The sequence below is a fragment of the Pseudomonas paeninsulae genome, from assembly GCF_035621475.1.
Taxonomy (GTDB): domain Bacteria; phylum Pseudomonadota; class Gammaproteobacteria; order Pseudomonadales; family Pseudomonadaceae; genus Aquipseudomonas; species Aquipseudomonas paeninsulae.
In genome coordinates this window covers 82,930-95,576 of the sequence record NZ_CP141799.1, presented here as the reverse complement: position 1 = coordinate 95,576, position 12,647 = coordinate 82,930, and the positions used below count along the sequence as shown (strand labels likewise).

16 protein-coding genes are annotated in these 12,647 nt (G+C 64.2%); 9 read left to right on the top strand and 7 right to left on the bottom strand.

Going from position 1 to position 12,647, the window contains the following annotated elements:
• A complete protein-coding gene (gene znuA / locus VCJ09_RS00455; RefSeq protein ID WP_324734736.1) occupies nt 1-1,011 on the bottom strand; it encodes a zinc ABC transporter substrate-binding protein ZnuA in 1,011 nt (336 codons plus the stop codon).
• Between the two features lie 18 nt (nt 1,012-1,029).
• Between znuA and VCJ09_RS00450 the strand changes: the two genes are divergently transcribed.
• From VCJ09_RS00450 to VCJ09_RS00420, 7 genes are all read left to right on the top strand, one after another.
• Nucleotides 1,030-1,515 (top strand): Fur family transcriptional regulator, encoded by a 486-nt coding sequence (locus VCJ09_RS00450; protein ID WP_324732676.1) that lies wholly within the window; start codon nt 1,030-1,032, stop codon nt 1,513-1,515.
• Entirely contained in the window at nt 1,512-2,318 is an 807-nt protein-coding gene (gene znuC, locus VCJ09_RS00445; protein ID WP_324732675.1) for a zinc ABC transporter ATP-binding protein ZnuC, read from the top strand. Before VCJ09_RS00450 ends, znuC begins: the two co-directional genes overlap by 4 nt.
• On the top strand, nt 2,311-3,099 hold the full coding sequence (gene znuB / locus VCJ09_RS00440; RefSeq protein WP_324732674.1) for a zinc ABC transporter permease subunit ZnuB: 789 nt from the start codon (nt 2,311-2,313) through the stop codon (nt 3,097-3,099). Before znuC ends, znuB begins: the two co-directional genes overlap by 8 nt.
• 131 nt (nt 3,100-3,230) lie before the next feature.
• Nucleotides 3,231-4,064: a tetratricopeptide repeat protein gene (locus VCJ09_RS00435; protein ID WP_324732673.1), complete on the top strand. Its 834-nt coding sequence runs from the start codon at nt 3,231-3,233 to the stop codon at nt 4,062-4,064.
• A 172-nt stretch (nt 4,065-4,236) separates the two neighbouring features.
• The gene (locus VCJ09_RS00430) at nt 4,237-5,244 is read left to right on the top strand and encodes a methionine ABC transporter ATP-binding protein (RefSeq protein WP_324732672.1); all 1,008 of its coding nucleotides are present in this window, start codon (nt 4,237-4,239) and stop codon (nt 5,242-5,244) included.
• Nucleotides 5,244-5,909 carry a methionine ABC transporter permease gene (locus VCJ09_RS00425; protein WP_324732671.1) on the top strand — a complete coding sequence of 222 codons (666 nt, stop codon included), beginning with the start codon at nt 5,244-5,246 and terminating at the stop codon, nt 5,907-5,909. Before VCJ09_RS00430 ends, VCJ09_RS00425 begins: the two co-directional genes overlap by 1 nt.
• A 76-nt stretch (nt 5,910-5,985) precedes the next feature.
• On the top strand, nt 5,986-6,762 hold the full coding sequence (locus VCJ09_RS00420; RefSeq protein ID WP_079204158.1) for a MetQ/NlpA family ABC transporter substrate-binding protein: 777 nt from the start codon (nt 5,986-5,988) through the stop codon (nt 6,760-6,762).
• 136 nt (nt 6,763-6,898) lie between these two features.
• Here the strand turns inward: VCJ09_RS00420 and VCJ09_RS00415 are convergent, their stop codons facing one another.
• Nucleotides 6,899-7,771 carry a LysR substrate-binding domain-containing protein gene (locus VCJ09_RS00415; RefSeq protein WP_324732670.1) on the bottom strand — a complete coding sequence of 291 codons (873 nt, stop codon included), beginning with the start codon at nt 7,769-7,771 and terminating at the stop codon, nt 6,899-6,901.
• Nucleotides 7,772-7,881: 110 nt separating this feature from the next.
• Here VCJ09_RS00415 and VCJ09_RS00410 point away from each other — a divergent pair, with 110 nt between their 5' ends.
• A complete protein-coding gene (locus tag VCJ09_RS00410; protein WP_324732669.1) occupies nt 7,882-8,307 on the top strand; it encodes a VOC family protein in 426 nt (141 codons plus the stop codon).
• Between the two features lie 40 nt (nt 8,308-8,347).
• Here VCJ09_RS00410 and VCJ09_RS00405 read toward each other — a convergent pair whose 3' ends face one another.
• Genes VCJ09_RS00405 through VCJ09_RS00385 form a run of 5 tightly spaced genes read right to left on the bottom strand, consistent with a single transcriptional unit; the run spans nt 8,348 to nt 12,335 of the window.
• Nucleotides 8,348-8,983: an SCO family protein gene (locus VCJ09_RS00405; RefSeq protein ID WP_324732668.1), complete on the bottom strand. Its 636-nt coding sequence runs from the start codon at nt 8,981-8,983 to the stop codon at nt 8,348-8,350.
• Nucleotides 8,984-8,994: 11 nt separating this feature from the next.
• Nucleotides 8,995-9,894, bottom strand: coding sequence for a heme o synthase (cyoE, locus tag VCJ09_RS00400; RefSeq protein WP_079204154.1), 900 nt, complete (start codon nt 9,892-9,894; stop codon nt 8,995-8,997).
• Between the two features lie 21 nt (nt 9,895-9,915).
• Complete coding sequence (locus VCJ09_RS00395) at nt 9,916-11,016, bottom strand: COX15/CtaA family protein (RefSeq protein WP_324732667.1); 1,101 nt, start codon at nt 11,014-11,016, stop codon at nt 9,916-9,918.
• A 28-nt stretch (nt 11,017-11,044) separates the two neighbouring features.
• Entirely contained in the window at nt 11,045-11,629 is a 585-nt protein-coding gene (locus VCJ09_RS00390; protein ID WP_324732666.1) for a hypothetical protein, read from the bottom strand.
• Nucleotides 11,604-12,335, bottom strand: coding sequence for an SURF1 family protein (locus VCJ09_RS00385; RefSeq protein WP_324732665.1), 732 nt, complete (start codon nt 12,333-12,335; stop codon nt 11,604-11,606). Before VCJ09_RS00385 ends, VCJ09_RS00390 begins: the two co-directional genes overlap by 26 nt.
• Before the next feature lie 75 nt (nt 12,336-12,410).
• On the opposite strand from VCJ09_RS00385, the gene VCJ09_RS00380 reads away from it, so the two are divergent.
• Nucleotides 12,411-12,614 carry a twin transmembrane helix small protein gene (locus VCJ09_RS00380; RefSeq protein WP_079204151.1) on the top strand — a complete coding sequence of 68 codons (204 nt, stop codon included), beginning with the start codon at nt 12,411-12,413 and terminating at the stop codon, nt 12,612-12,614.
• Nucleotides 12,615-12,647: the final 33 nt, after the last annotated feature.

The window sequence follows — 12,647 nt, the reverse complement described above, 5'->3', positions numbered from 1 at the left end:
TTACAGCCCTTCCAGGCACCCCGCCAACTCGCCCGCCAGATTCTCCAACAGGGTTTCATAGCCGTGGCCATCCACTGCCAGCGCACCGCCCATGGTATCCAGTTCGGCCAGAGTCGCCGGCAGGCCGGCGATCAGGGTTTCGGCCAGGCGCGGGCGCCTCGGCGGCTCGTAGAATACGCAGCTCGGCCCAGCCTGCTCCAGGCGGGTGCGCATGGCCGCGACATGGCGGGCGCCCGGCTGCACTTCCCCTAGCACGCTGAATACCCCGGCGTGCTGAAGGCCGTAGGCCGCCTCGAAGTAGTCGTAGGCTTCGTGGAAGACGAAATAGGGCTTGTCGGCCACCGCGCCAAGACGCTGTTTCAGACGCTGGTCGAGGGCCGCCAGACGCTTGCCGAAGGCGCTTAGGTTGGCCTGGTAACGCGCGGCGTTGGCCGGGTCGGCGGCGCTCAGATCGGCAGCCATCCGCGTGGCGATCACCCGTGCATTGGCCGGCAACAGCCAGAGGTGCGCATCCACAGTACCGGGGCGGTGATCCTGATCGTGCTGGTCGGCGACCGCCTGCTCATCCTCGGCGTGCTCGTGATGGGCCTGCTCGTGGTCATCATGCTCGGCATGCTTGTCAGCGAAGTGGCGCAGGTGCATGCCGGGCAGAGCCTGCACGGCGACGCTGGGCTTGCTGCGCCCGGCGAGCACCCGCGGCAGGAAGCTTTCCAGGTCGGGACCGATCCAATAGAGCAGCGCCACGTCGCGCACCCGCCGCACATCGGAGGGGCGCAGTGCGTAGTGATGCGGCGAGGCGCCGGGCGGCAGCAGCACTTCAGGGCTGCCGACACCGTCCTGCACGGCCGCGGCGATCAGCTGCAAGGGCTTGATGCTGGTCAGCACGCGCGCCTCGGCTAGGGCGGCAGAGCTGGTGAGGAAAACGGCGCAGAGCAGGCTGACAGCAGAAAAAAGACGCAACACGGAAGACACTCTGACGGGGAGGAAAGGGTAATATAATAACGTCTCCAGTCTCTGCCGTCCCTGCCCATGACTCAGCCACCGCTCGCCTCACGCCCCCACGACCATTCCCACTGCGTCAGCCATGCCCTGGCCGAGGCCGAAAGCATCTGCACGCATCAGGGGCTGCGCCTGACCGCCCTGCGCAAGCGCGTGCTGGAGCTGGTCTGGCAGAGCCACAAGCCGCTCGGCGCCTACGACATCCTCGCCGTGTTGAGCGAACTGGATGGCCGCCGCGCCGCGCCGCCGACCGTCTATCGGGCGCTGGATTTTCTCCTGGAAAACGGCCTGGTGCACCGCATCGCCTCGCTCAACGCCTTCGTCGGCTGCAGTCACCCAACGCATACCCATCAGGGCCAGTTCCTCATCTGCCGCAGTTGTCATGCGGCCATCGAACTGGAGCACGCGCCGATCAGCGCAGCGATCATCGGTGGCGCGCAGAGCGTCGGTTTCGTGGTCGAAGGGCAGACCGTCGAAGTGCTCGGCCTGTGTGCCGGCTGCCAGGAGGCCACATGAGCGATGCGCTGATTCGCCTCGCCGGGATTGGCGTCAGCTTCCGCGGCCAGAGCGTGCTGCAGGATGTGCAACTGAGCGTCAACCCCGGCCAGATCGTCACCCTGATCGGCCCCAACGGCGCCGGCAAGACCACCCTGGTGCGCGCCGTGCTCGGCCTGCTCAAGCCCGATAGCGGCAGCGTCTGGCGCAAGCCGAAACTGCGCATCGGCTATATGCCGCAAAAACTCCATGTCGATGCCACCCTGCCGCTCAGCGTGCTGCGCTTTCTGCGCCTGGTGCCCGGCGTCGATCGCGCCAGTGCCCAGGCGGCACTGGCCGAAGTCGGCGCCAACCAGGTGATCGACAGCCCCTTGCAGAGTATTTCCGGCGGCGAGCTGCAGCGCGTGCTGCTGGCCCGCGCGCTGCTGCGCGAGCCGGAGCTGCTGGTGCTCGACGAGCCGGTGCAGGGCGTCGACGTCAGCGGCCAGGCCGAGCTGTATCGCCTGATCACCCAGTTGCGCGACCGCCATGGTTGCGGCGTGCTGATGGTCTCGCACGACCTGCACCTGGTGATGAGCACCACCGATCAGGTGGTCTGCCTGAATCGACATGTCTGCTGTTCCGGCCATCCGGAGCAGGTCAGCGGTGACCCGGCCTTTGTCGAACTGTTCGGCCAGGACGCCAAGAGCCTGGCGATCTATCACCACCGCCACGACCATGAGCACGACCTGCACGGCGCCGTGGTCAACGAACCGAGCGCCGGCCTGAGCATCAAGGGTCCGGTCCAACCACACGTTCACGGAGATGGCTGCAAGCATGGCTGATTTTCTACTCAACGCCCTGCTCGCCGGCCTGGCCCTGGCCATAGTCGCCGGCCCCCTCGGCTCCTTCGTGGTCTGGCGGCGCATGGCCTATTTCGGCGACACCCTGTCGCATGCCGCGTTGCTCGGCGTCGCCCTCGGCCTGATGCTTGACGTCAGCCCGACCCTGGCGGTGACGGTCGGCTGCGTGCTGCTGGCGGTGCTGCTGGTGACCTTGCAAACCCGCCAACCGCTGGCCTCGGACACCCTGCTCGGGATCCTCGCCCACAGCACCCTGTCGCTCGGTTTGGTGGTGCTGAGCTTCATGAGGGATGTGCGCATCGACCTGATGGGCTACCTCTTCGGTGACCTGCTCGCCGTTGGCCCCAGCGATCTGGCCTGGATTCTTGGCGGCAGCGCCCTGGTGCTGCTGCTGCTGTGCCTGCTCTGGCGGCCCCTGTTGGCGATTACCGTGCACGAGGAGCTGGCCCGCGTCGAAGGCTTGCCGGTGGCGGCGATCCGCCTGAGCCTGATGTTGCTGATCGCCGTGGTGATCGCCGTGGCGATGAAGATCGTCGGCGTGCTGCTGATCACCTCCTTGCTGATCATTCCCGCGGCGGCGGCCCAGCGCCACGCGCGCACCCCGGAGCAGATGGCCCTGGGTGCCAGCCTGCTGGGCATAGTCGCCGTTTGCGGCGGCCTGAGTCTGTCGTGGTTTCAGGACACCCCGGCCGGACCCTCGATCGTGGTATCGGCGGCCAGCCTGTTCCTGCTCAGTTTCGCCTTGCCACGACGCACGGCCTGAGGCTCAGGCTACGCTGTAGCAGGCCTTGTGCATGAACATAGGAACTACCGGGCAATCGCAGCAAGGTTTGGTTGCGCTCGACTCGGCGGTGTAGAATTGCACGTTTTTTGCCCAACATGAGACTCGCAGAAATGATCTCGTTCGCCTCACGTTGTCTTTCCATCCTCGCCATTTCGCTGCTGCTGGCCGCGTGCCAGAGCACGCCGCAAGGGCCGGGCCAGGCCACCGACGAGCTGCTCGGTGACTTTCGCCTGCTCGAGCAGAACCTGGCCAGCGGTCAGTTGAGCGAGGCCAAAAGCCAGCTCAAATCCCTGCACGTGCGCGCCAGCGGCGATGCTCGCCTGGAGCTGTATCAGCGCCAGCTGGCCGAGGCCTATCTGCGGCAAGGACAAACTGCCCTGCAGACCGGCGATCTGGACCGTGCAGCCAAGGCCCTCAGCCAGGCGCGTCAATTGATGCCGCAGGCACCCGCGCTGACCACCGGGCTGGGTGGCGCCATTGCCCAGGTTCGGCAAACCGAGCTGGATGCGGCGGATCTGGCCAGCAACGCCGCCGAACAGGCTGCCGCCCAGGCCCAGGCCGCACGCGGCGAGCAGGCGCGCCAATTGCGCCAGGCGGCAGAACGCCAGGCGGCCGCGCTCAGGGCGATCCAGTTGCCCGAAGTGGCGCCGGAGCCGCACGCCCAACTGATCGACCCGGCCGCGCCCAGCAGCGTGGTTGCCCTGCCGATGCTGGACAGCCGGGACAACCAAGGCCTGTACCGTCTGCTCGATGCGGTCGCCGCAGATGTGATCAAGTTCCGCTGCACAGTGGAGATCCAGGTCCGCCAGGCCAGTGACTACCTGTGGCTCGCCCCGCTGCTCAACGCGCGGATCGAACGTCTCGATCCGCGCTTCAGCCCGACCATGAGCCAGGTGCTTGCGCCCGAGCAGACCCCGCAACTGCGGCTTAGCCCGCAACGCTAGGTCGGGAAACCGCCTGCCGCAACGACGTACGTAAGTGTTTGGCACTGCCCGCACTCATACGATCTGGCTATAACCATAGGTCTACAAAGATTTTTGCGGCCTAAACAGCGCCGGGTAGACTAGGCGCCTTTTCGCCTACCCGGCAGCTCGACAAACCCAAAAGGTTTAACGCGTGATCAATTTTCACCAGGTCCACAAGGCGTATCGCGTCAGTGGCCACGATATCCCCGCCTTGCAGCCGAGCGACCTGCAGATTTCCCGTGGCGAAGTGTTCGGCATCATCGGCCATTCCGGTGCCGGCAAGAGCACCCTGCTGCGTCTGATCAACCGCCTGGAAGAGCCGTCCGGCGGACGCATCCAGATTGACGGGGAAGATGTCACCGCGCTGGACGCGGCTGGCCTGCGGCGCTTTCGCCAGCGGGTAGGGATGATCTTCCAGCACTTCAACCTGCTCTCGTCGAAGACCGTCGCCGCCAACGTCGCCCTGCCGCTGAAGCTGGCCGGGACGCTGTCAGGCAGCGCCATGGCGGCGCGGGTGGCCGAACTGCTGGCGCGGGTCGGTCTCAGCGAGCACGCCAACAAATACCCGGCGCAGCTGTCCGGCGGACAGAAGCAGCGGGTCGGCATCGCCCGCGCGCTCGCCACCGAGCCGAAGATCCTGCTGTGTGACGAGGCCACCAGTGCCCTCGACCCGCAGACCACCGCCTCGGTATTGCAACTGCTGGCGCAGATCAACCGCGAACTGAACCTGACCATCGTGCTGATCACCCACGAGATGGACGTGATCCGCCGAGTCTGCGACCGCGTGGCGGTGATGGACGCCGGCGTGATCGTCGAGTCGGGGCCCGTGGCCGATGTGTTTCTGCATCCGCAACACGCCACCACCAAGCGTTTCGTCCAGGAAGCCGAGCAGGTTGATGAGGACGAATTGCACGACGACTTCGCCCATGTGCAGGGGTGCATCCTGCGCCTGACCTTCCAGGGCCAGGCGACCTATGCGCCGCTGCTCGGTACCGTGGCGCGCGAAACCGGGGTGGATTACAGCATCCTCGCCGGGCGCATCGACCGCATCAAGGACACACCCTACGGTCAATTGACCCTGGCCCTGACCGGTGGCGATCTGGATGCCGCGCTGGCGTGCTTCAAAGCCGCCGACGTACACATGGAGGTGCTGCGCTGATGGACGCTCTGCTCCCCAATGTCGACTGGCTGGAAATCTGGCAGGCCAGCCTGGACACCCTGAGCATGCTCGGCGGTTCGCTGCTGTTCACCATAGTCCTCGGCCTGCCGCTGGGCGTGCTGCTGTTCCTCACCAGTCCACGGCAGATGTTCGAACAGAAAACCTTCTACGGCTTTCTGTCGCTGCTGGTGAATATCCTGCGTTCGGTGCCCTTCGTCATCCTGCTGATCGTGATGATTCCCTTCACCGTGCTGGTCACCGGCACCTCGCTGGGCGTGGCCGGGGCTATTCCGCCACTGGTGGTGGGCGCCACGCCGTTCTTCGCCCGATTGGTGGAAACCGCGTTGCGCGAGGTGGATCGCGGCATCATCGAGGCGACCCAGGCGATGGGCGCGACTACCCGGCAGATCGTGGTCAACGCCCTGCTGCCCGAGGCGTTGCCGGGGATCTTCGCCGCCGTGACAGTGACCGCCATCACCCTGGTGTCCTACACCGCCATGTCCGGCCTGATTGGCGGCGGCGGCTTGGGCGATCTGGCGGTGCGCTATGGCTACCAGCGCTACCAGCCAGACGTGATGGTGGTGACGGTGATCCTGCTGCTGGTGCTGGTACAAATTCTGCAAACCGCCGGCGACAAGCTGGTGGTGCATTTCTCCCGGAAATAAAAAGCTCTCGAAAATAAACAGCCCAGAAAATAGGCCGGCCACCCGCCGCCACCCCTGATCCCACAAGGAGTCCTTCATGAAAAAATTGCTGACTGCCATCGCCGTCGTCGCCGCGTTTTCCAGCGCTGCCCAGGGTGAAGCCCTGAGCGTGGCGGCCACCGCCGTGCCGCACGCGGAAATCCTCGAATTCGTCAAACCAGCCCTGGCCAAAGACGGCGTCGAGCTGGAGATCAAGGTCTTCACCGACTACGTGCAACCCAACGTGCAGGTCGCCGAGAAGCGCCTGGACGCCAACTTCTTCCAGCACCAGCCGTACCTCGACGAGTTCAACAATAGCCGTGGCACCGAGCTGGTCAGCGTTGCCGGCGTGCACGTCGAGCCGTTTGGCGCTTACTCGAGCACGGTCAAAACCCTGGTTGAACTGCCGCAAGGCGCCAACGTGGTCATCCCCAACGATGCCACCAACGGTGGCCGCGCCCTGCTGCTGCTGCAGAAGGCCGGGCTGATCAGGCTCAAGAACGGCGCCGGAATCACCGCCACCGCCAAGGACATCGTCAAGAACCCGAAAGGCATCAAGATCCGCGAACTGGAAGCCGCGACGCTTGCGCGCGTACTGACTCAAGTCGACCTGGCGCTGATCAACACCAACTACGCCCTGGAAGCCAAGCTCAACCCGACCCAGGATGCGCTGATCATTGAAGGCAGCGACTCGCCCTACGTCAATATCTTGGTGGCTCGCCCGGACAACAAGGACAGCGCCGCCATGCAGAAACTGGCCAAGGCGCTGAACAGCCCCGAAGTCAAAGCCTTCATCCTGGAGAAATACCAGGGCGCGGTAGTGCCGGCGTTCTAAGCGCTCGCCTGCACGCCTCGAAAGCCCGCCCCGTGCGGGCTTTTTGTTGCCGGTAAGTGCTGCTGCGCAGGCACGCCAGAACCAGACTGGGCTTTAGCGCAGCGGTCATTTTACGGGGCTGCAGCGGATCGTCGCCCTAGCCATTCGACGTCGTCGTTCCGCGCAGGCACTCCAGCAGACACTCCAGGGCCGGCTGCTGCTGGGCGCGGCGCAGCAGCGCAACCAGTTCGCGGTGGAAGGTTAGTTCGCCCAACTCGAGCACCCGCAGCTGGGTCGGCCGCTGCAGCCACAAGCCGGCGCGCGGGATCAGCGAGACGCCGAGGCCGCATTCGACCATGCGTACGATGGCCTCCAGTTCGTCCAGCTCCAGCGCCTCGTGCACGCTCAGGCGCTGCTCGCGAAGGAACTGGCTGACCAGCCGGCCACCGAAGGAGCGGCGCTCGTATCGTACGAACGGCTGCTCGGCGAGAATCTGCAGCGGGTCATCGCCGGTAACGCCCATGGGCGTGATCAGAACGAAGGGCTCGCGCGCCAGACTGATTTGCAGCAGTTCCTTGGGCAACTCGAATGGCGGCTTGATCAGCAGCGCCAGGTCCAGTTCGCCGGCATCCACCTGGCTCAGCAGATTCAGCGACACGCCGGGCACCAGCTTCAGCTCGACCCGCGGCGCAGCGGCACGAAAGCGCGGCAGGGCTTCGGGCAACAGGCCGGTCTGCACACTGGCGATGGCGCCGACCTTCAGCTCGCCCTGCCACTCGGCAGCCGAAGTCGGCAGCGCCATCTGGGCATAGAGCGCGAGCATCTGCTCGGCCAGCGGCAGGGCATGCCGGCCGGCGGCATTGAGCATGGCGGCGCGGCCACTGCGGTCGAACAGGCGGACACCCAAGCCCTGTTCCAGCACGCGCATCTGCGCGCTGACCGCCGACTGGGTCAGGCTGACCTGCTGGCCGGCGGCGGCGAAGGTGCCGTGGCGGGCGACCATCACGAAGGTTCTCAACTCACGCAACATCGCCGCCTCGACTGATCAATTTTATTTGTGCTTGCGAACAAGAATATTCGCTTTCACTCAGTATCGCTGTTGCTGAGAATTAGCGGACAGTCACCACAAGGAATCTCTCCATGGCTCTCGCCCCCTTTCACCTGGCCATTCCGGTCCACGACCTGGCCGCCGCCCGACACTTCTACGGTGAGGAATTCGGTTGCGCCGAAGGTCGCAGCAGCGCGCATTGGGTGGACTTCGACTTCTTCGGCCACCAGTTGGTGATTCACCAGGCGCCGCAGATGGAGCATCAAAAGGCCGCGCACAGCAACCCGGTAGACGGTCACGAGGTACCGGTACCGCATTTTGGCGTGGTACTGGAGTGGGACGATTGGCAAGCCTTGGCCGAGCGCCTGCAGGCCAGGCACACCCGCTTCGTCATCGAGCCCTATGTGCGCTTCGAGGGCCAGGTCGGCGAGCAGGCCACCCTGTTCCTCCTCGACCCCTGCGGCAACGCCCTGGAGTTCAAGGCGTTCAAGGATGTAAGTCAGCTGTTCGCCAAATAGCGCTGTGAAGGGGCGTCACCTACGCGGCCCGACCCACCAATCAATTCACTGGTGTAATCAGCCCCGGTAGTTGTACCGCCAGTTTGGCGTTGTTCAAAGGCGCGCGAATAAAGCCGCGTTGGGTGCCGTCCGGGCCGATGATCACCAGGTTGCCGCTATGGTCGACGGTGTAGTCTTCCTTGCTGGTATCAGCCGGAATATAGGGAATGCTCAGCGCATTGGCGAATTTCTGCAGGGTGGCTTCCTCGGCGGTCAGGCCGACAAATCCGGCATCGAAGTAGTCGAGGTATTTCTTCAACTGCTCCGGCGTGTCACGGTTGGGATCGACGCTGACCAGCATCACCTGCAGGTTGGCACGGGCCTGTTCCGGCAGCTGGTCTTGCAGCTGCCGGAGCTGGGCGAGCGTAGCCGGGCAGATGTCCGGGCAGAAGGTGTAGCCGAAAAACAGCAGGCTCCACTTATCCTCGAACTGATCGACGTTAAACGTCTGGCCATTCTGATCAACGAAGCTCAGCTCAGGCAGCGTGCGACTCTGTGGCAGCAGTACGATGCCGGCATCGAGCAGCGCGGTCGGGTCGGCCTGGCCCTTGTTGCTCAGCACCTTGTTGACGGTCAAGCCGAGCACCAGCGCAACGACGGCAACAAGAATGAAAACGGTTTTCTGAGTACGGGTCATAGCACCAACGATTACAGGTTGAACAGCAGGTAATGATCGACCAGCAGGGCGATAAACAGCGAGAAAAGATACCAGATGCTGTATTTGAAGGTATTGATCGCCGCGTGCGGTTTGCTGTCACGGTACAGCACCCAGGCCCAGTGCAAAAAGCGCGCGCCCAGGCCGATAGCGCAGACCAGATAGAGCAGGCCGCTCATGTGGATGGCGTAGGGCAGCAGGGTCACGGCAAACATCACCAGGGTGTAGAGCAGGATGTGCACCTTGGTGTAGTGCTCGCCATGGGTCACCGGCAGCATCGGGATGTTGGCCTTGGCGTATTCGGCCTTGCGGTGAATGGCCAGGGCCCAGAAATGCGGCGGGGTCCAGGCGAAGATGATCAGCATCAGCAGCAGCGGCTCGGCGGTCAGCTCGCCGGTAACCGCGACCCAGCCCAGCAGCGGCGGAGCGGCACCGGCCAAGCCGCCGATGACGATGTTCTGCGGTGTGGCGCGCTTGAGAAAGCCGGTATAGATCACCGCATAGCCGAGCAACGAAGCGAGGGTCAGCCAGGCGGCCAGTTCATTGGTGAAGGTCAACAGCAGGCTAAGGCCCGCCACCGCCAACAGCAGGGCGAAGCTCAGCGCCGCCAGCGGAGTGACCCGGCCTTCGGCCAGCGGGCGTTTGTGGGTGCGCGCCATGATCGAGTCGATGCGCCGGTCCACCACATGGTTGACGGCCGCCGCCCCTCCGGCACACAGGCCGATACCCAGGTTGCCGAAAATCAATACCGTCCAGGGCACGCCGGCACGGGTAGCGAGGAACATGCCGACCAAGGATGTGATCAGCATCAGCACCACCACCCGCGGCTTGGTCAGCTCCAGGTAATCGCGCCAGCTGGCGTGAGCATGTTGTTCGCGCAGTAGAGTAGCCATACGGTCTCTCCTTGTTGTTCTTTATTGACCTGTAGGAGCCATGGGGACGCTTGGTCCTTGCTGGCGATCCGGCGTCCCGGCGTTGTGTTGCCGCACGCCTGGATCGCCAGAATGCCGGACCACAGCAAGCTGGCGGCTATGGGAGTTCAAGCGTACCCGGTAGTTAACCGACACCAGCGTCAGCAGCAATAGCGCACCACCGGCGTTATGCGCCACCGCCACCGGCAGCGGCAGATGGAAAACCACGTTGCTGATACCCAGGCCGACCTGCACGCCCAGCGCCAGCAGCAGCAAGCCGGCCAGACGCGACAAGCCGGCGCGGCGCAGTCGCCAGGCCAGCAGCAGCAGGACCAGAGTCACCACCAGCGCACCCAGACGGTGGGTCATGTGGATGGCCGTGCGCGCGTCGCTGTCGAGCTGGCCGCCGAGGTAGTTCGGACCAATATGCTGGGTAAGATGAAAGCCGTTGGCGAAATCCATCGCCGGCCACCATTCGCCGTGACAGGTCGGCAGGTCCACGCAGGCAACCGCCGCGTAATTGCTGCTGACCCAACCGCCGAGGGCAATCTGCCCGATCACCAGCAGCAGGCTGATCGCGGCCAGACCGCGCAGGCGGGCGGAAAGCGTGGGCAACGGCGGCGCCGCACCAGACAGGCGCAAGGTCAGCAGGAACAGCAGGCTGAGGGTGGCAAAGCCGCCGAGCAAATGGGCGGACACCACTTGTGGCCAGAGCTTGAGGGTCACCGTCCACATGCCGAAGGCGCCTTGCAGGATCACCAGGCCGAGCAGCAACAGCGGCAATTTCAGCGGTTGCCCCGGCTCGCCGCGACGGCGCAGTGCCTGAACCGCCAGACCCAGGATCACCAGGCCGAGACTGCCGGCAAAATAGCGATGGACCATCTCGTACCAGCCCTTGGCGACTTCCACCGGCGCCTCGGGGAAACGCACCTCGGCCAGTGCCTGCGTGTGCTCGCTCATGGGCACCGCGAGGAAACCGTAGCAGCCTGGCCAATCCGGACAACCCAAGCCCGCGTGAGTCAGCCGGGTGTAGGCACCGAGCAGCACTACCACCCCGGCCAGGACGGTGGCGAACAAGGCAAGGCGGTATCCGGGTTTGACCATCGTGGTACTCCTTGTGCCGTCGTCGTGATCAGCCGATCTGGGAAATCTTCAGCAAATGGCGCAAGTCGTTGAGAATCGCCTTGCCCTTGCTGCGGCTACCGTAGCGCAGCACCAGATTGCCACGCGGGTCGACTATCCACAGTTGCGCCCCTTCGGCTTTGCCGGCGACGTCGCCATAGGCCTGGAGTTCGAGTTGATAGCGGGCCAACTGCGGATATTCGCGGCGCAGCAGCGCGTCATAGTCCTCGGCCAAGGGTTGGCTGCTGGCCACGGCATGTGAGGCCCGTGCGGTATCACGATTGAGGCCGATATGAATTTGCCGCGCGAGGAACACCAGTTGCTTGCAATCCGTATCGCAGGCACCCGGGACTGTCACCAGCAACTGCCAGCGCTCCTCCGGCGCACCCGTGACACCGAGATCAGCACGGGACTGGCCGGTGCCAATCAACTCGCCGTGGTAGTTGCGGGTTTCCGGGACCCAGAAGCGCCACTGGTACATGGCGCTGGCCAGGATCATCGGCCCGATAACCACGGCGAGAATCATGATCAGCTGCAGGCGACCGCGCCGACGACGGCTGGGCGACACTTCAGGAAGAGTGGTGGCTGGGTTCATGGCGAGTCTCCCGCGCGTTATACAAACCTAAATAGATGAACAGGCCGAGCAAAGCCGTTGCCAAAGCGAACCATTGAAAAGCATAGCCCAGGTGTTTATCCGGGCTCATGGCGATCACCGGCCAGTCGACCCGAAAAGACCCAGGGCCGGGGGCCAGACGCACCTCATGACTCAGGCCCGCGCGCCCCAACTGGCGCCAGATTTCGTCCGCTTTGACCGCGCTGATCAAGCGTGGCCAGGCACTGCCCTGCGGTACCTGCTGCAGTTGCAAGCCATCGCCCAGGGACACGTATACCGAGGCCTGTAGGCGCAGCGGCGTATCTGGGGTGGCGAAAGTCGGGGTTATGCGGCGATCCGGCCAAGGCAGCCAGCCGCGATTGAGCAACAGCCAGAGACCGCTGGCCTGATCATGAAAGGGTTGCAGGACTTCGACGCCCGCCTGGCCATCACGGGTGCGGTTATCCAGCAAAAAACTGTGCTGCGCATCGAAGTAACCCTGCAGTTTTACCCGCACATAGGCAAGAGTTGCATGGTTCTCGAGTTCGGCGATAGCAATAGGTGCGGCCAACTGCTGCGCTTGATGGACGGCCAGCAATTCGCGCTTTTCTTCGGCGCGTGCCAGCTGCCAGAAACCCAGGCCGATAAGCGTAGGGAACAGCATCAGCACCAGCAGACTGGGCAGCCAGCCGGGGCGAAAAGCGCTCATCGCGCGCGCCCCGAAGCCCGGGCCAAGCTGGTTATACTGCATCTGCAACACATTCCTCTCCCCCCGGAGTTACCCATGCTCAAGATCGCGATCGTCCTCTTGCTACTCGCTACAGTGGTCAGCTTGTTCAGCGGTCTTTTTTTCCTGGTCAAGGACGAGGGTCGCTCTTCCCGAGTGGTCAATTCCCTGACCGTTCGGGTCACGCTCACCGCCCTGACTGTAGCCCTCATTGCCTGGGGCTTCTATAGCGGCCAACTGGCGCCCCAGGTGACGTGGTAGACACAGCTCACACGCCTGCCCCCCTTCCTGCCG